The organism is Rhizobacter sp. OV335 (assembly GCF_900142965.1).
GTDB lineage: Bacteria > Pseudomonadota > Gammaproteobacteria > Burkholderiales > Burkholderiaceae_C > Rhizobacter.
Map to the genome: position 1 here is coordinate 37,955 of NZ_FRCQ01000023.1, position 16,107 is coordinate 54,061.

At 70.3% G+C, this 16,107-nt stretch carries 14 protein-coding genes; 11 read left to right on the forward strand and 3 right to left on the reverse strand.

The annotated features are described in order from the left end of the window. Positions 1–6: 6 nt before the first annotated feature. A complete protein-coding gene (locus BUE42_RS21760; protein WP_073467392.1) occupies positions 7–630 on the forward strand; it encodes a histidine phosphatase family protein in 624 nt (207 codons plus the stop codon). A gap of 128 nt (positions 631–758) precedes the next feature. After that, positions 759–1,781 (forward strand): aldo/keto reductase, encoded by a 1,023-nt coding sequence (locus BUE42_RS21765; protein WP_073467472.1) that lies wholly within the window; start codon positions 759–761, stop codon positions 1,779–1,781. 4 nt (positions 1,782–1,785) lie between these two features. Here the strand turns inward: BUE42_RS21765 and BUE42_RS21770 are convergent, their stop codons facing one another. Further along, entirely contained in the window at positions 1,786–2,940 is a 1,155-nt protein-coding gene (locus BUE42_RS21770; RefSeq protein WP_143171679.1) for a hypothetical protein, read from the reverse strand. Between the two features lie 87 nt (positions 2,941–3,027). Between BUE42_RS21770 and BUE42_RS21775 the strand changes: the two genes are divergently transcribed. Continuing rightward, positions 3,028–3,945: a dihydrodipicolinate synthase family protein gene (locus BUE42_RS21775; RefSeq protein WP_073467394.1), complete on the forward strand. Its 918-nt coding sequence runs from the start codon at positions 3,028–3,030 to the stop codon at positions 3,943–3,945. Here the strand turns inward: BUE42_RS21775 and BUE42_RS21780 are convergent, their stop codons facing one another. Beyond that, a complete protein-coding gene (locus tag BUE42_RS21780) occupies positions 3,946–6,612 on the reverse strand; it encodes a hypothetical protein (protein ID WP_159445474.1) in 2,667 nt (888 codons plus the stop codon). Positions 6,613–6,890: 278 nt separating this feature from the next. After that, positions 6,891–8,015 (reverse strand): LacI family DNA-binding transcriptional regulator, encoded by a 1,125-nt coding sequence (locus tag BUE42_RS21790; RefSeq protein WP_235002523.1) that lies wholly within the window; start codon positions 8,013–8,015, stop codon positions 6,891–6,893. A 169-nt stretch (positions 8,016–8,184) separates the two neighbouring features. Between BUE42_RS21790 and atzF the strand changes: the two genes are divergently transcribed. The 8 genes from atzF to BUE42_RS21830 all read left to right on the forward strand — a co-directional run bounded on the left by atzF (position 8,185) and on the right by BUE42_RS21830 (position 16,107). Next, positions 8,185–10,014, forward strand: coding sequence for an allophanate hydrolase (gene atzF, locus BUE42_RS21795; protein ID WP_073467397.1), 1,830 nt, complete (start codon positions 8,185–8,187; stop codon positions 10,012–10,014). A 41-nt stretch (positions 10,015–10,055) separates the two neighbouring features. Continuing rightward, positions 10,056–10,274, forward strand: coding sequence for a DUF4089 domain-containing protein (locus BUE42_RS21800; protein WP_073467398.1), 219 nt, complete (start codon positions 10,056–10,058; stop codon positions 10,272–10,274). Further along, entirely contained in the window at positions 10,271–11,689 is a 1,419-nt protein-coding gene (locus BUE42_RS21805; RefSeq protein WP_235002526.1) for an AtzE family amidohydrolase, read from the forward strand. The genes BUE42_RS21800 and BUE42_RS21805 overlap by 4 nt, the downstream gene beginning before the upstream one ends. A gap of 13 nt (positions 11,690–11,702) precedes the next feature. Continuing rightward, on the forward strand, positions 11,703–12,077 hold the full coding sequence (hpxZ, locus tag BUE42_RS21810; RefSeq protein WP_073467399.1) for an oxalurate catabolism protein HpxZ: 375 nt from the start codon (positions 11,703–11,705) through the stop codon (positions 12,075–12,077). Next, positions 12,074–12,787, forward strand: a complete 714-nt coding sequence (locus BUE42_RS21815) for a GntR family transcriptional regulator (protein WP_073467400.1) — start codon at positions 12,074–12,076, stop codon at positions 12,785–12,787. Before hpxZ ends, BUE42_RS21815 begins: the two co-directional genes overlap by 4 nt. A gap of 96 nt (positions 12,788–12,883) precedes the next feature. Further along, on the forward strand, positions 12,884–13,750 hold the full coding sequence (locus BUE42_RS21820) for a FecR domain-containing protein (protein ID WP_143171681.1): 867 nt from the start codon (positions 12,884–12,886) through the stop codon (positions 13,748–13,750). 79 nt (positions 13,751–13,829) lie between these two features. After that, positions 13,830–14,699, forward strand: a complete 870-nt coding sequence (locus BUE42_RS21825; protein ID WP_073467402.1) for a Tll0287-like domain-containing protein — start codon at positions 13,830–13,832, stop codon at positions 14,697–14,699. A gap of 16 nt (positions 14,700–14,715) precedes the next feature. Then, complete coding sequence (locus BUE42_RS21830) at positions 14,716–16,107, forward strand: serine/threonine-protein kinase (RefSeq protein WP_073467403.1); 1,392 nt, start codon at positions 14,716–14,718, stop codon at positions 16,105–16,107.

The window sequence follows — 16,107 nt, forward strand, 5'->3', positions numbered from 1 at the left end:
CCACGCATGACTTCCATCTTCCTGATCCGCCACGCCGCCTACAACGAAGGCCAAGTCGACAACGCCGGCCCACGCGTCGACCTCGGGCTTTCAGACGAGGGGAAGCGGCAAGCCCAAGCGCTCGCCGACCGACTCCGCCGGAGCAAGGAAATCAAGCCCGACGCCTTCTACGCCAGCACCCTGCCGAGGGCCCGCCAAACCGCGGCTCTGTTGACCCCAGCGCTTGGCCTGCCCGCCGTGCTGCAAGAAGACCTGGAAGAATGGCGAAGCGGCGATGGGCACATGGACGAATCCGAATTCGCAGCCACCTGGCAAGGCCTGATCGACCGCGATCGGCCGTTCCATCGCTTCGTCGAGGGTTGCGAAACCGCCATCGAGTTCAGTACCCGCGTGCAATCGGCGCTGCATGCCATCGTCAAGAAGCACTTGGGGCAAACCGTCGTGCTCGTCGTCCATGGCGGTGTGATCCAGGTGGCCTTCCAGCACTTCTTCGGCTATGGGGACGCCACGTTCCGCCGCGCCTACCCTGCGGCCGGCTACACCTCCATCACCCAGTGGAACCTGCCGGTGAACACCAGCAAGTGGGTCCTCGAATCGTCGAACGACACGCATCACCTGAAGGGCGCCTGAGAAGCTGACCGGCCTGTCCCGCCGGAAGAGCCGGTGGCCTGGATCGGCTCGCCGTCATCGTGCGCTTCAGAAGGCATGCATGTACCGGATCGTCAACAATCAGGGCACACCACCTGATGGAGATTCGCATGGAACATCGCAGACTCGGCTCGAGCGGCTTCAAGGTCCCCGTTCTCAGCCTCGGCACCGGCACCTTCGGCGGCGGCGGCGAGTTCTTCGGCGCCTGGGGCAAGACCGATGCCGACGGCGCACGCCGCCTGCTCGACATCTGCCTCGAAGCCGGCCTCAACATGTTCGACAGCGCCGACGTGTACTCCGCCGGCGCGGCCGAGAGCGTGCTCGGCCAGGCCATCGCCGGCCGGCGCGACAAGCTCATCCTCTCGACCAAGGCCACCTTCCGCCTCGGCAGCGGGCCGAACGACATCGGCTCGTCGCGCCACCATCTGCTCGATGCGGTGCACGCCTCGCTGAAGCGGCTCGGCACCGACTACATCGATCTGTTCCAGCTGCACGGCTTCGACGCGCAGACGCCGGTCGAAGAGACGCTGCGCACGCTCGACGACCTGGTGCGCGCCGGCAAGATCCGCTACATCGGCGTGTCGAACTTCTCCGGCTGGCACCTGATGAAGTCGCTGGCCGCGTCGGAGCGGCTGGGCATCTCGCGCTACGTCGCGCACCAGGCCTACTACTCGCTGATCGGCCGCGATTACGAATGGGAGCTGATGCCGCTGGCGCTCGACCAGGGCGTCGGCGCGGTCGTCTGGAGCCCGCTCGGCTGGGGCCGCCTCACCGGCAAGATCCGCCGCGGCACCGGGCTGCCGGCACAGAGCCGCCTGCACAAGACCGCCGAGTTCGGCCCGCCGGTGCCCGACGAGCAGCTGTTCCGCGTGATGGACGCGATCGACGCCGTCGCGAAGGAGACCGGCAAGAGCGTGCCGCAGATCGCGCTGAACTGGCTGCTGCAGCGCCCCACGGTCGCGAACGTGATCATCGGCGCGCGCGACGAGGCCCAGCTGCGCGACAACCTCGGCGCGATCGGCTGGTCGCTCAGCCCCGCGCAGATGAAGCAGCTCGACGAGGCCAGCGCGGTGACGAGGCCGTACCCGTACTGGCATCAGCAGAGCTTCGAACGCAACCCGCCGCCGGTGTGACGGCTCAGGCCGGCGTCACGGCGCCGGCCTCGACGTCTTCGTCAGCCGAGCCGGTGCGCGCCGGCCCCTCCCAGCGCGCCGGCTCGGGTGACCACCCGAGGGCGTGAGGCTGGTGCATCAGCGCGGCCACCGAGCTGCCCAGCTCGATGCCGAGCACCTCGCGCGCCGCCCCGGCGCCGGCATCGCCCTGGCTCACGGCCAGCGCGAAGCGTTCGAACAACGGCCAGTCGCGCGACAACTGCCGCACCAGGATGCGCGCCAGCTCGTACGACAGCAGGTTGCCGTCATCGGGCCGGTGGAACGAACGACCTGACCAGAACTGCTGAACCTCCGCTTCGCCCCAGAAGCGCTCGTGCATGCGCTGCAGCTCGTGCGGCGTGTAGATCAGCCGCGGCGTGCCGGTCAGGCGGTGCTCGGTGTTGACGGCCAGGCCTTCATCCAGCCAGGTCGGCAGGTGCAGGTGCGCGAGCGCGCTGTGCGTCATCTCGTGGGCGATCACCGGCTCGATCGCCGTCAGGTCGGCCCGCTTGACGAGGAAGTGCGGGCATCCCGCGTGCACGAACATCCCGCCGCTGAACGCGAAGACCTCGCCATCCGCGGGTTGGTCGGGGTAGTAGCACGCGACGTAGGCGTAGTAGTCCTCGTCGTGGTCCATCACCAGCACGATGCTGCGCTGCTGCGCGGCCTGGCCGGCCAGCCGTCCGAGCACGCGCGAGACACGTTCGCGCGTGCGGGCCACGTAGGCGGCCGTGGCCAGCACGACGCGGTTCTCCAGCGACGACAGCACCCAGGCCTGTTCGGTCTCGTACAGCCGGAAGTGATCGCCGAAGGCATCGCGCAGGTGCAGCAGCCAGGCCCGTTGTGCTTGTTCGGTGGCGCGTTGCCGCTCGGATTCATCAGCGATGCCGTCGATCCACGCGTGAGCGGCGCGCCAGTCCATGAACGGCAGGCCATCGACGAGGCCCATGTGCTCCTGCAGTGCGAACGGCGGCACGTCGGGTGCATCCAGCCGCAGCGGAGCGGCCTCGGTGCGCATGCCGGGCAACTCTTGTGACGCGGCGTGTGTCGGGTGCGTGCGCCTGACCCGTTCGGCCCGGAACCAGAAGACGGCGACCAGGGCGGTGAGCGCGAGCAGCGAGAGGACGATCGGCAATGTCATGGGGCGCGATTGGAACAGCGCGACGATCGCTTTGGCAAATGAGAAACTGCTCGACTGCGACATCTGCTACCCAACGAGGATCCAGCCATGACTGCGCGATACCAGGGCGTGTTCCCGGTGGTGCCCACCACCTTCACCGACAGCGGCGAACTCGACCTGCCGAGCCAGAAGCGCTGCGTCGATTTCATGATCGATGCCGGCTCGACCGGGTTGTGCATCCTCGCCAACTTCTCCGAGCAGTTCGTCATCGCCGATGCCGAGCGCGAGCTGCTGACGACCACCATCCTCGAACACGTGGCCGGCCGCGTGCCGGTGATCGTGACGACCACGCACTTCAGCACGCGGCTGTGCATCGAGCGCAGCCTGCGGGCGCAGCAGCAGGGCGCGGCGATGGTGATGGCGATGCCGCCGTACCACGGCGCGACGCTGCGCGTGCCGGAGGGGCAGTCGATTGAGTTCTTCTCGCGCCTGTCCGAGGCGCTGACGATTCCGATCATGGTGCAGGACGCGCCCGTCAGCGGCACCACGCTGAGCGCGGCCACGCTGGCGCGGATCGCGCGCGAGACCGCGAACGTGCGCTACTTCAAGATCGAGGTGCCGCAGGCGGCCGCGAAGCTGCGCGACCTGATCGCGCTGGGCGGCGATGCGATCGAGGGCCCGTGGGACGGCGAGGAAGCGATCACGCTGCTGGCCGACCTCGATGCCGGCGCCACCGGTGCAATGACCGGCGGCGGCTTCCCGGACGGCATCCGGCAGATCGTCGATGCCTTCGCGGCGGGCGATCGCGAGGGCGCGGTCGCGGCCTATGCGAAGTGGCTGCCGCTGATCAACTTCGAGAACCGCCAGGGCGGCTTCCTGAGCGCGAAGGCGCTGATGAAGGAAGGCGGCGTCATCGCGTGCGATGCGCCGCGGCATCCGTATCCGCCGATGCACCCGGCCACGCGCGCCGGGTTGCTCGATGCGGCGCGGCGGCTGGATCCGCTGGTGCTGCGCTGGAGCAAGTGATCAGTTGGGCCACATCCGTGTGGTCCAGTCGCTGAAGGTCTTCAGCCGCTGCGCCTCGGCGCCATGGTTGCGCGCCGAGATCACGCTCCAGCTGGTGTACTGCTCGGTCGTCCAGTCGACCCAGCCGCCCACCAGGTGCGGCTGCCCCTTGCTGTTCAGCGGCAGCGGCGTGCGCTTCGCATCCAGGCAGAACCGGAAACCCGACTTGACTTCCGACTCGGTGCCGAACATCGCATTCGGATCGCAACGCCGCCACTGCTCGTAGGTGGTGTTCGCATACAGCGTGTTGTAGGCCGAGATCGTGCTGTTGATGAACATCAGGTGCAGCCCCGGCGTCACCGCGTCGAGCTGGCGGAAGCGCGTCTTCTCGTAGTCGTCCGGCCCGCGGTCGACCACCTCACCGACACCCAGCTTGTGGTTCGCGAGATCGGCCTTGCTCTGCAGCCCCTTGTTCTTGAACAGGTTGTTCGGGTCGGTCGGGTCCGGCACGTTGAACGGCAGGTTGGTGTTGGCCAGTTGCGCGAGCTTGGTGCGCACCTGGAAGTAGCGCGCCAGGTGCATCGCCGACACCGCGGCCGGTGCCTTGGCCGTCACCAGGTCGTCGACCACCGCGGTCGTGAAGCCCATGTGGTACGGCCAGTCCATCGGCCCTTCGGACGCGCCCGGCCAGCCCGGGTTCACCGTCATCTGCAGCTGGTACCACTGGTTCGTGCGGTAGAACGACACCAGCCGCGGCTCCCACGAGAAGTAGTTCTCTCGGCCGTTCACCGGCACGTACAGGATGTGCGGCGCCATGTAGAACACGCTGGGCCAGCTGAACGGCCAGCCACGCTTCTCGCCGACACCCACCCACTGCCCGCTCGCATTGCGCGAGCCGTGCAGCACGTCCTGCGGCCCTTCGAGGCCGTAGGTGTGGGCCAGCTCCCATTGCTTGACGCCCATCCAGCGGATCACGCCGAACAGCGCACGTTCGATGAAGGCTTCCTTCGTGAAGGCCGCCGGCAGGTTGGCCGCGCTCGCGGTCTGCGCCGACATCAGTGCCTGCAGCTTCTTGCCGCCGATCTCGCCGCCATACGGGTTGGCTGGATCGCCGGAAACGCGCGAGCCGCGACCGCCGCCGGCGAAGTCGATGGTCTTGCCGCCGACGTCGCCCAGCCAGGCCTGCGCGCGCTCGCGCAGCTCGGGCGTCAGGTGGCTCCAGTCGCCGTACTGGCCGTTCGGGTTCTTGTTGGCCTTCAGGAAGTCGCTGATGCGCTTCACGACCTTGATCGGGTTCGAGCCGTCGTCGCCCTTGGTTTCGAACAGGCCTTGCGTCTGCCCGGCCTCGGGCGCCCAGATGTCGAGCGGGCTCTCGATCGGCAGCCACGCGCTCCAGTCCGGGAACTGCAGCGGTACCGGCATCTCGCGGGTGTTCAGCAGCTTGCCCGGGCTCGGGTCCATCGCGGCATCGAGTTCGGGCTGCGTCACCGCGGCGGTGCTGTTCGCGGGCTTGCCGGTGAACACGTTGACGAAGGACTTCGCATCCGGCAGCACCGCATCGAGGCCCGCGCCTGCTGCCCACTCGGCGATCGGCTTGCTGTCGAGGCCGGGGCCGGGCTGGTACGGCGGATTCCACGGCGTGGCTTGGGCGACGTGCGGCACCTTGTCGTAGAGCGCCGCGCGCAGGTACGCGGCGATCTGCCGTCCCTGGGTCTCGCTCAGCCCATGGAAGCGCGAGCGCTGCACGATCGAGTTGTTCGAGAAGTTGAAGTACTGCAGGTCGCGGCCATCGCTCGCGTGGCACGACGAACAGGCGGCGCGGATCTTCAGGTTGACGATCGGCGACTTCACCAGCAGGTTGGTGCCGCTCCACAGCGCCTGGCCGGCGGTCGAGTCGGCCGATGCGGTGCGGCCGGCCGTCTTCTCGGCGCCGATGTCGGCCCACTGCCTGGTCATCGCCAGCAGGTTCTTGCCGCTGTCGTCCTGCAGTTGCAGGTCGAGGATGCGGTAGCCGTTGGAGCTGCCATCGGTGCCGTTGAAGCGGAACTCGATGCGGTTCCCGCCGGAGGCCACCAGCCGCCCGCGCGTGGTGGCATCGAGCGGCACGCTGAAGCGGATCGTCAGCAGCCCGCCGTTGACGCCGCCGTGCGAGCGCTCGACGTCGGGCAGCGTGATGGCGGCGTCGCTGATGTCGATCCACGGCGCGGCGCTGCCGTTGCGCGCACCGACGATGCGCAGGCTGCCGGCGATCTTCGTCGCCGGCTTCGAAAGGGCTTGGTACTCGGGCGAGTTGTAGAAGCCGCAGCGGTGGCATTGCACTGCCAGGCGGGTGGCCTGCGCGGCCGCGGTGGCGTCGAGCGTCAGGTCGATGGCGACGATGGTCGGGGCGTCCGGGGCGCCGGCGCCGAGCACTTCGATCGGCAGCGCGAGCGCGGCGGCGGATGGCGCGGGCGCGGGGGCGGGGGCCGGTGCTGGCGCAGGCGATGGGGCCGGTGCCGGTGCGGGCGGTGGGGAAGGTGCGGGAGATGGCGCAGGCGCCGGAGCCGGGGCAGGAGAAGGTGCGGGCGCAGGGGCCGGCGGATTGGCACCGCTGTTCGGTGCCGGCGCGGCCTCATCGTCCTTCGCGCCGCCGCATGCCGCCAGCGCCACGCAGGCTGCCAGCATCGCGAGCCTGCTCTTCGTGATCAACCGCTTCTCCATCTACTGCCCCTGTGTCGAATTGTTCGCGCCAGCGCGGTGACACAAGGCATGCAGGAAACGCACCGTGCGGCGATCAAGGTGAAACCGGTTCCATCGTTCGAATCTCGACGTTTTTCGCCAGGTTTCCTCTGCGCGAAGTCGATGGATCCGATCCGCAGACGCGATGTCGTCGACGCGCCCTGTCGAAGGTGTGTGGAACCGTTACCAGCCCCCTCCCGCCCCGGCACCAACCCTTCGACAGGCTCAGGGCGAACGGATTCTTCCGTTCAGCGCTTCAACTGCCGCGTCGACTCGCGTGTCACCAGCAACGGCGGCGGCAGCTCGCCCTCCGGCGCTTCCCCACGCAGCATCGCCAGCACCGCGATCGCACCGAGCTCGCCGAGCTGGTAGATCGGCTGGCGGATCGTCGTCAGCGGCGGGATCGAATACTGCGAGCCCGGCAGGTCGTCGAAGCCGACCAGGGCCACGTCGTCCGGGATGCGCAGGTTGCGCCGGTACAGCCCGAGCGCCGCGCCATACGCCGTCTGGTCGTTGGCCGCGAAGATCGCGCTGAAGTCGATGCGCGATTCGATCAAGTGGCTCACCGCCTTCAGCCCGCTGGCCTCGTTGAAATCGCCCTGCACCACCAGCGTCGGGTCATACGCGATGCCGGCCTCCTTCAGCGCGCGGCGGTAACCCTCCTTGCGCTCGCGGGCATCGGCATGGTCGCGCGGGCCGAGGATGTGCACGATGCGCCGGTGGCCGAGCTCGATCAGGTGCCGCGTCGCCATGCGCGCGGCCTCGACGTTCGCGAAGTTCAGGCTGTACAGGCCAGGGCCCGACAGCTGGCGCCCGGTCACCACCGTCGGCACGCGCCGCGCCACCTGCATCAGCATCTCGTCGGGCAGCCGGCCGGTGAACATGATCATGCCGTCGACACGGCGCGACAGCAGCAGGTCGACGCACTTCTTCTCGTCGGCGGCCGTCCAGTGGCCGCTCGCGAACAGCGGCATGTAGCCGGCCGCGCCCAGCACCGCCTCGATGCCGCGCAGGCCTTCGCCGTAGTACGGGCTGTCGATCGACTGCGTGACGACGCCGATGCTCAGCGTGCGCCCGCCGGCCAGCCCGCGCGCCACCGGGTTCGGCATGAAGCCCAGCGTGGCGATCGCGGCATCGACCGCCTGCTGCTTGGTGGGGCTCACCTTCGCGCTGCCGTTCAGGATGCGCGAGACGGTGCTCGACGACACGCCCGCCAGGTCGGCCACCATCTGCAGCGTCACCGACGTGTCGGTCACGGTGACCGCCGCGGCCGGCACGCGCTTGCGCACGGCCTTGGCGCCGCTGCGCGGCGTGAGCTTCGGCGCAGGCTTCGGGGTGGTCTTGCGGGGGACCTTCTTGGAGATCGCCTTCATGCGTGGCCGTGCTGCTGTGGGGGAATCGAAAAGTGTACGTTCGTGCATCGATCCCGCGCCGCTTTGAAACACCCCCGAAGGAGCGTATCGGCACCCACGCAACATGAGGGAAAACCATGGCTCGCAACTTGCATACAAGATCGCATTCACGATTCAGGAGCCCGACCCCATGCCCCTCGAGCCACGGACCTTGCGTGAACTGCAGCAGGCGCTGCGCGAAGGCACCCTGACGGTGCGCCGCCTGATGGAGCGCGTGCTGCATGAGCGTGCACGGCACGCGGCCTCGGCCTGGATCGCCGCGCGGACCGACGCCGAGTTGCTGGCCGAAGCCGATGCCTGCGATGCCCGCGCGCGCGGCGAAGGCGCGGCGCCGTGGGAGCGACTGCCGCTGTTCGGCCTGCCGTTCGCGGTGAAGGACAACATCGACGTGGCCGGGCTGCCGACCACGGCCGCCTGCCCGGGCTTCGCGACCGGCCCGGCCGCGCGCCACGCGACCGCGGTGCAGCGGCTGGTCGATGCCGGCGCCATTCCCGTCGGCAAGACCAACCTCGACCAGTTCGCGACCGGCCTGGTCGGCACGCGCTCGCCGTACGGCGCGGTGCCGAACCCGTTCGATGCGGCGCATGTGAGTGGCGGTTCCAGTTCGGGCTCGGCCTATGTGGTCGCGACCGGCCAGGTGCCGTTCGCGCTCGGCACCGACACAGCGGGTTCTGGCCGGGTGCCGGCCGGCTTCTGCCACATCAGCGGGCTGAAGCCGACCAAGGGCTGGCTGCCGTCGACCGGCGTGGTGCCGGCCTGCCGCAGCCTCGACTGCATCTCGGTGTTCGCATTGACCCCGGAAGACGCCTGGGCGGTCGCGAGCCAGGCCGCCGGGCCCGATCCGCAGGATCCGTTCAGCCGCACGGCGCTGCCGCCGCGGCTGCGGCTGGATGCGCTGCAGGACCTGGTGGTCGGCATGCCCGACCCGCTGGAGTTCTTCGGCGACACCCAGGCCCGCGACGCCTTCGACGCCGCGCTGCAGCACCTGCGCGCGCGCGGCTGCAAGCTGGTGCCGGTGCCGTTCGAGCCGCTCGCGCGCGTCGCTGCGCTGCTGTACCAGGGGCCGTGGGTGGCCGAGCGCTATGCCGCGGTCGGTGCCTTCCTCGACAGCCATCCGCCCGGCGCCGACCCCACCGTCGCGGCGATCGTGCGCAGCGGCCGCGCGCCGGCCGCTCACGAGCTGTTCGACGCGCAGTACACGCTGGCCGCGGCGCAGCGGCAAGCCGCCGCGATGTGGGCGCAGGTGGCGGTGCTGGTGGTGCCGAGCGCGCCGACCCACCCGACGCAGGCCGCGCTGCAGGCCGATCCGTTCGAGCCGAACCGGCGGCTCGGCCACTACACCAACTTCGTCAACCTGCTCGACATGGCCGCGCATGCACTGCCCGGCCCGATGCGCGCTGACGGGCTGCCGGCCGGCGTGACGCTGATCGGGCCGGCGTTCAGCGATTTCGCGCTGGCCGGGCTCGCGGCCACGCTGGCGCGCGTGTTCGAACCGACCGCCGGCGTGATGCGCCAGCCGATCGGCGCCGCGCCGGTGCTCGCCGCGAGCGCACCGGCGCAGCCGCTGCGGATGGTCGTCGTCGGCGCGCACATGAGCGGGCTGGCGCTGAACTGGCAGCTGACCGAACGCGCCGGCCGGCTGCTGCGGCGCACGCACACCGCGCCGGCCTATCGCCTCTATTCGCTGACCGGCCACGCACCGACGCGACCCGCGCTGGTGCATGTGGGCCCCGAGGCGGGTCGCGCGGTCGACGTGGAGGTGTGGGAGATCGACGCGGCGCACGGCGGCAGCTTCCTGCAGATGGTCGGCCCGCCGCTCGCGCTCGGCACGGTGGAGTTGTCCGACGGCACGCAGGAGCGCGGCTTCGTCTGCGAGCCGCGTGGCGTGGCAGCAGGCGGCAGCGCGTTCGACATCACGGCCTACGGCGGCTGGCGCGGCTTCCTCGCTTCGCTGGGTTGAGCACGGTCCTTGCAGCACTCCCGCGCAAGGAGGTCTCCGCCATGACCGACACCGCGCCATCCGACATCCTCGATTTCGTGCGCGCCAGCGCCCGGCTGCTGGAGCTGCCGCTCGACGAGGCGCAACTCGCGCGCGTCGCGACGCACCTGGCCCGCACGCGCACGATGGTGGCGCCGCTGCGCCTGCTGCCGCTGGGCGCCGAGCTGGAGCCGGCCGAGATCTACTGCCCGGCGCCGTTTCCGGCCGAGGATCCGGCATGACCGCGCGGCATTCGGTGCATGCAGGGGGCATGAGCACCGGCATGTCCATCGTGCGCGCGGTGCGCAGCGGCGAGATGCTGGCCGAAGAGGCGCTCGAGCACTGCATCGCCCGCATCGAGGTCTGCGACGCGCGCGTCAACGCCTTCACCGACGGCACCTTCGAGCGCGCGGTGCGCGAGGCGCGCGCGGTCGATGCGCAGCGCGCCCGCGGCGAGGTGCTGCCGGCGCTGGCCGGGCTGCCGTATGCGGTGAAGAACCTGTTCGACATCGAGGGCCTGACGACGCGTGCCGGCAGCAAGGTCCGCCAGGGCGAACCGCCGGCCACGGCCGACGCCGCACTGGTCGAGCGCCTGCGCGCGGCCGGCGCGGTGCTGGTCGGCGCGCTGAACATGGACGAGTTCGCGTACGGCTTCACCACCGAGAACAGCCACTACGGCCCGAGCCGCAACCCGCGCGACCTCGCGCGCACGGCCGGCGGATCGTCCGGCGGCTGCGGCGCCGCGGTCGCGGCCGGCCAGGTGCCGGTGACGCTCGGCTCCGACACCAACGGCTCGATCCGCGTGCCGTCGTCGCTGTGCGGCGTGTGGGGGCTGAAGCCGACCTTCGGGCGCTTGTCGCGGCGCGGCAGCTTCCCGTTCGTCGCGAGCCTCGACCACCTGGGACCGTTCGCCCGCAGCGTCGAGGACCTGGCCGCCACCTACGACGCGATGCAGGGCCCCGACGCGGCGGACCCCGGCTGCCATGCCGAACGCGTGCAGCCGGCGCTGCAGCAGATCGGCCACCCGCTGACCGGCCTGCGCATCGGCGTGCTGGACGGCTACTTCGACGAGCACGCCGGGCCGGCGGCGCAGCGGGCGGTCGCGATCGCGGCCGAGGTGCTGCATGCGACCCGCCGCGTGCAATGGCCCGATGCCGCGCTCGCGCGCGCCGCCGCCTTCGTGACCAGCGCGGCCGAGGGCGGCGCGCTGCACCTGCCGACGCTGCGCGAGCGCGCGGCCGACTACGAGCCGCTGTCGGTCGACCGCTTCATCGCCGGCGCGCTGCAGCCGGCCGAGTGGTACGTGCGGGCGCAGCGCTTCCGGCGCCTGTACCGCGAGCGCGTCAACGCGCTGTTCGCCGACTGGGACGTGCTGCTCGCGCCGGCGACGCCGGTGCAGGCCACGCTGCTCGGTGCCGAGAGCTTCGACCTGAATGGCGTCGCGATGCCGACGCGCCCGTCGATGGGCCTGCTGACGCAGCCGGTGTCGTTCGCCGGCTGCCCGGTGGTGGCGGCGCCGCTGTGGCCGGACGGCCTGCTGAAGCTGCCGATCGGCGTGCAGGTGATCGCCGCGCCGTGGCGCGAGGACCTGGCGCTGCGCGTGGCGCGCTCGCTGGAGGCGAGCGGCGCGGCGGTGTCGCCGGTCGCCGGGATCTGAGGCCTGCACCCGCATGGAGATCAACCGCCCCGATGTGCTGGCCGTGCTGACCGCGGCCTTCGAGCGCTACGAGCGCGCGCTGGTCGGCAACGACGTCGCGGTGCTCGACGAGCTGTTCTGGGACAGCCCGCACACGCTGCGCTACGGCGTCGGCGAGAACCTGTACGGCATCGCCGCGATCCGTGCCTTCCGCTCGGCGCGGCCGGCGACCGGCCTCGCGCGCAGCGTGCTGCGCACGCAGGTCACGACCTACGGCGAGGATTTCGCGACCACCCACATCGAGTTCCAGCGCGAGGGCGGCACGCGGCCCGGCCGGCAGACGCAGACCTGGATGCGCACCCCTGACGGCTGGCGTGTCGTATCGGCCCATGTAAGCTTGATGGGATGAAACCGCTGGCCACGAAGACCGCCCCGCGCGCCAACCCCCGCGAACTGACCCGCGCCGAAGGCGCCTACCGCCGCATCAAGGCGGCGATCTTCGACTTCGTGCTGCTGCCCGGCGACGGCTTCACCGAGAGCGACATGGCCGAGCGGCTCGAGATGTCGCGCACGCCGGTGCGCGAGGCGCTGTTCCGGCTCGAGCTCGAAGGCTATGTGCAGGTGGCCTTCCGCAGCGGCTGGAGCGTGTCGCCGTTCGATTTCCGCAAGCTGGAGGAGCTGTACGACCTGCGGGTGGTGCTGGAGGCCACCGCGGTCGACCGGCTGTGCGCAGCCGAGCCGATGCCCGACCTGGGGCTGCTGAAGGCGACCTGGCTGGTGCCCGAGAAGGAGCGCAAGGCCGACACTGCCGAAGTCGCGGCGCTCGACGAGGCCTTCCATGCGACGCTGGTGTCGGCCGCCGGCAACCTGGAGATGGCGCGCGTGCATGCCGACGTGACCGATGGCATCCGCATCGTGCGCCGGCTCGATTTCACGCAGCCGCCGCGCATCAGCGCGACCTACGACGAGCACGCGAAGATCCTGAAGGCCATCCTGGCGCGGCGCGCCGACGCGGCCAAGCTGATGCTGCGCACCCACATCGAGGCGAGCAAGGCCGAGGTGCGCAAGATCACGCTGCACAAGCTGCACAGCGCGCGGCCGGTGGCCGGAGAACTGTGAAACGCCGTTCGGACTGAGCCTGTCGAAGGCCCCGTCACCCACTGCCGTTATGCTTGTCGGCCCCAAAACCCACGCCCACGAAGCGAAGGTGTGCCCATGTGGCTGAAAACGTTGCGGAGCCTGCTGCTCTGTATCCCGCTGCTGGCGGCGGCCGCGCCTCCGGCCGCCCCGCTGGCCACGCTGACCATCGTCGACGGCGAGGCCGTGCTGATCCGTGAGGCCGCCCGCTTCGCGCCGGCCGAAGGCGTGCGCCTGCTGCGCGAAGACATCGTCGAGACCGGCACCCAGGGCCGCCTGCTGCGCATCGAGTTCCCCGACGGCCTGATCGCCGACCTCGGCCCCGCGACCCGGGTGCAGATCGCCCCCAGGCTCGCCGGCCGCGCGCCCGGCCGCTTCTACCTGCTGCAGGGCTGGGTCAAGGTGACGGCGCCAGCCTCGGCGGCCGGCCCGGTCTTCAACAGCCTGCTGTTCGATGCGACCGCCGTCGCGCAGCGCGCCGTCGTGTCGGTGCAGGCGCAGGATGCCTACGTCTTCGCCGAGGCCGGCGAGGTCGCCCTCGTCGAGCTGCTCGACGGCCGGCCGCTCGGCAACCTCGCGCTGAAGGGCGAGCAGTTCATGACCCGCGCCGGCGCCCCGAAGGCCACCGTGGCAGCGCGCCCGAACGCGGCCTTCATCCAGCGCGTGCCGAAGGATTTCCTCGACACGCTGCCGTCGCGGCTGGAGCGCTTCAAGAACCGCGAGGTCGAGCCAGCGCGACTCTCGGGCATCGCCTACGACGACGTGGCGGCCTGGATCGATGCCGAGGCCGGCCTGCGGGCGGGGTTCGTGCCGCGCTGGAAGGGCGAGGCCCGCAACCCGGATTTCCGGCGTGGCCTGGTCGGCACGCTGCGCGCCCACCCGGAGTGGGACCGCACGCTGTTCCCGGAAAAGTACCTGCCCAAGAAGGTCGAAGCCCGGCCATGACGCCGGCGCATGCGTCCGCGCTGTTGCGTCCGTTTCTGCATCCCGTTCGTAAGTCCCGGCACCACCCCCAAGAGGCCCCATGAAGCTGCTGCTCAAATTCAACCTGGTGTTCCTGATCGTGTTCGCGCTCGGCCTGGGCGCCGCCGGGTACATCGCCCGCGCGCTGCTGCAGCAGAACGCCCACGACGAAGTGCTGGACCGCGCGCGGCTGCTGATGGAGAACGCGCTGGCGGTCAGCTCCTACACCGCGACGCAGATCGCGCCGCTGCTGGAGACGCAGATGAAGTACACCTTCCTGCCGCAGTCGGTGCCCGCCTACTCGTCGACCGAGGTGCTGAACACGCTGCGCAAGGACCACCCGGAGTACGCCTACAAGCCGGCGATGCTGAACCCGACCAACCCGCGCGACCGCGCGCAGGACTGGGAAGAAGACGTGATCCAGCAGTTCCGCCAGAACCCGGAGCGCAGCGAGTTCGTCGGCCAGCGCGTGACGCCCACGGGCCCGGTCACCTACATCGCGCGGCCGATCAAGCTGTCGAACCCGGTGTGCCTGCGCTGCCACAGCACGGTCGACGCGGCCCCGAAACCGATGGTCGACAAGTACGGCCCGGCCAACGGCTTCGGCTGGACCATGACCGAGGTGCTGGGCGCGCAGATCGTGTCGGTGCCGATGTCGGTGCCGCTGGAGCGCGCCGACCGCGCGTTCCGCGTCGTGATGGCGCTGCTGGCCGGCGTGTTCCTGCTGATCGTGCTGGCGCTGAACCTGATGCTGTGGCAGCTGGTGCTCCGGCCGGTGAGCCGGCTGTCGACGCTGTCGGACCGGGTCAGCCTGGGCGAGCTCGACGCGCCGGAGTTCAACACGAAATCGCGTGACGAAATCGGCGTTCTGGCCGAATCCTTCGCCCGCATGCGCAAGAGCCTGGTGCATGCCTTGAAGCTCCTGGAGTGAAATACCTCGCGCGACCATGAAGCACCCTGAGCAACTCGGCAAGTACCCGATCACCGGCGTGATCGGCGAAGGTGCCATGGGCGTGGTGTACAAGGCGTTCGACCCGGTCATCCAGCGGCCGGTGGCGATCAAGACGATCCGCAAGCACCTGGTGGGCGAGGACCTGTCGGGCTCGTCCACCGCCGAGCGCTTCCGCAACGAGGCGCAGGCGGTCGGGCGCATGTCGCACCCGAACATCGTGCCGATCTACGAGTACGGCGAAGACGACGACACCGCGTTCATCGCGATGGAATACGTCGAGGGCCGCACGCTGTCGAAGATCCTGGCCGCGACCCCGCGCCTGCCCGAGGTCGACATCCTGAAGCTGATGGACCAGCTGCTCGATGCGCTGGACTGCGCGCACCGCCACGGCGTGTGGCACCGGGACATCAAGCCGGCCAACCTGATGGTCACCGCGACCGGGCAGCTGAAGGTGACCGACTTCGGCATCGCCCGCATCGAGTCGCAGGTGCTGACGCAGATCACCTCGACCATCGGCACGCCCGGCTACATGGCGCCGGAGCAGTACCTCGGCGAGAACGTGGACCACCGTGTCGACGTGTTCGCGGCCGGCGTGCTGCTGTACGGCATGCTCGTCGGGCAGGCGCCGTTCCGCGGTTCGCCCGAGACGGCGATGTACAAGGTGCTGAACGACGAGCCCACCGCGCCGAGCAAGATCGACATCGCGCCGCGGCCGCCGTTCTACGACAGCATCGTCGCGAGCGCGATGGCGAAGAAGCCGCAGGCGCGCTTCGCGAGCGCGGCGCTGTTCCGCCAGGCGCTCGCGAAGCGCGTGCTGCCGACGGACGACGATGAATCGGAAACGACCGTGATCATGGCCCCGCGCGCGGCCGGGCCGGCGTCGGCTGATCCGCACGCGCCGACGACGCCGCTGTCGGCCGGGTCGGGCCGCACCACCACGCCGCTGACCGGCTGGGATCCGCAGACGCTGGCGCGCGTCGAACTCGCGCTGGCCTCGTTCGTCGGGCCGGTGGCGAAGGTGCTGGTGCGCAACGCGGCGCGTTTCAGCACCGACCTGCCGGGCCTGGCGGCCAAGGTCTGCGAGCACCTGGGCAGCGATGCCGACCGGGCGCGCTTCACCGCGAAGCTGGGCGCGACCGGCACGCAGGCGATGTCGCACCCGGTGAACCCGTCGCTGCCGACCGGGCACCATGCGCTGACCGACGAGGTGGTCACGCAGTCGCGCAAGGTGTTGACGGCCCACCTAGGGCCGATCGCGGGGGTGCTGGTGAAGAAGGCGCAAGCCAAGGCGCAATCGCACGAGCAGTTCATCGCGCTGCTGGCGGAGAACGCGGCGGCGGGGAAAGAGCGCGAGAAGTTGATCGAGGCGCTGCGGCGCGGGGCGTAG

Coding starts and splice junctions, on each gene's coding strand:
- BUE42_RS21760 (WP_073467392.1), top strand. CDS start 7: ATGACTTCCATCTTCCTGATCCGCCACGCCGCCTACAACGAAGGCCAA.
- BUE42_RS21765 (WP_073467472.1), top strand. CDS start 759: ATGGAACATCGCAGACTCGGCTCGAGCGGCTTCAAGGTCCCCGTTCTC.
- BUE42_RS21770 (WP_143171679.1), bottom strand. CDS start 2,940: ATGACATTGCCGATCGTCCTCTCGCTGCTCGCGCTCACCGCCCTGGTC.
- BUE42_RS21775 (WP_073467394.1), top strand. CDS start 3,028: ATGACTGCGCGATACCAGGGCGTGTTCCCGGTGGTGCCCACCACCTTC.
- BUE42_RS21790 (WP_235002523.1), bottom strand. CDS start 8,015: ATGAAGGCGATCTCCAAGAAGGTCCCCCGCAAGACCACCCCGAAGCCT.
- atzF (WP_073467397.1), top strand. CDS start 8,185: ATGCCCCTCGAGCCACGGACCTTGCGTGAACTGCAGCAGGCGCTGCGC.
- BUE42_RS21800 (WP_073467398.1), top strand. CDS start 10,056: ATGACCGACACCGCGCCATCCGACATCCTCGATTTCGTGCGCGCCAGC.
- BUE42_RS21805 (WP_235002526.1), top strand. CDS start 10,271: ATGACCGCGCGGCATTCGGTGCATGCAGGGGGCATGAGCACCGGCATG.
- hpxZ (WP_073467399.1), top strand. CDS start 11,703: ATGGAGATCAACCGCCCCGATGTGCTGGCCGTGCTGACCGCGGCCTTC.
- BUE42_RS21815 (WP_073467400.1), top strand. CDS start 12,074: ATGAAACCGCTGGCCACGAAGACCGCCCCGCGCGCCAACCCCCGCGAA.
- BUE42_RS21820 (WP_143171681.1), top strand. CDS start 12,884: ATGTGGCTGAAAACGTTGCGGAGCCTGCTGCTCTGTATCCCGCTGCTG.
- BUE42_RS21825 (WP_073467402.1), top strand. CDS start 13,830: ATGAAGCTGCTGCTCAAATTCAACCTGGTGTTCCTGATCGTGTTCGCG.
- BUE42_RS21830 (WP_073467403.1), top strand. CDS start 14,716: ATGAAGCACCCTGAGCAACTCGGCAAGTACCCGATCACCGGCGTGATC.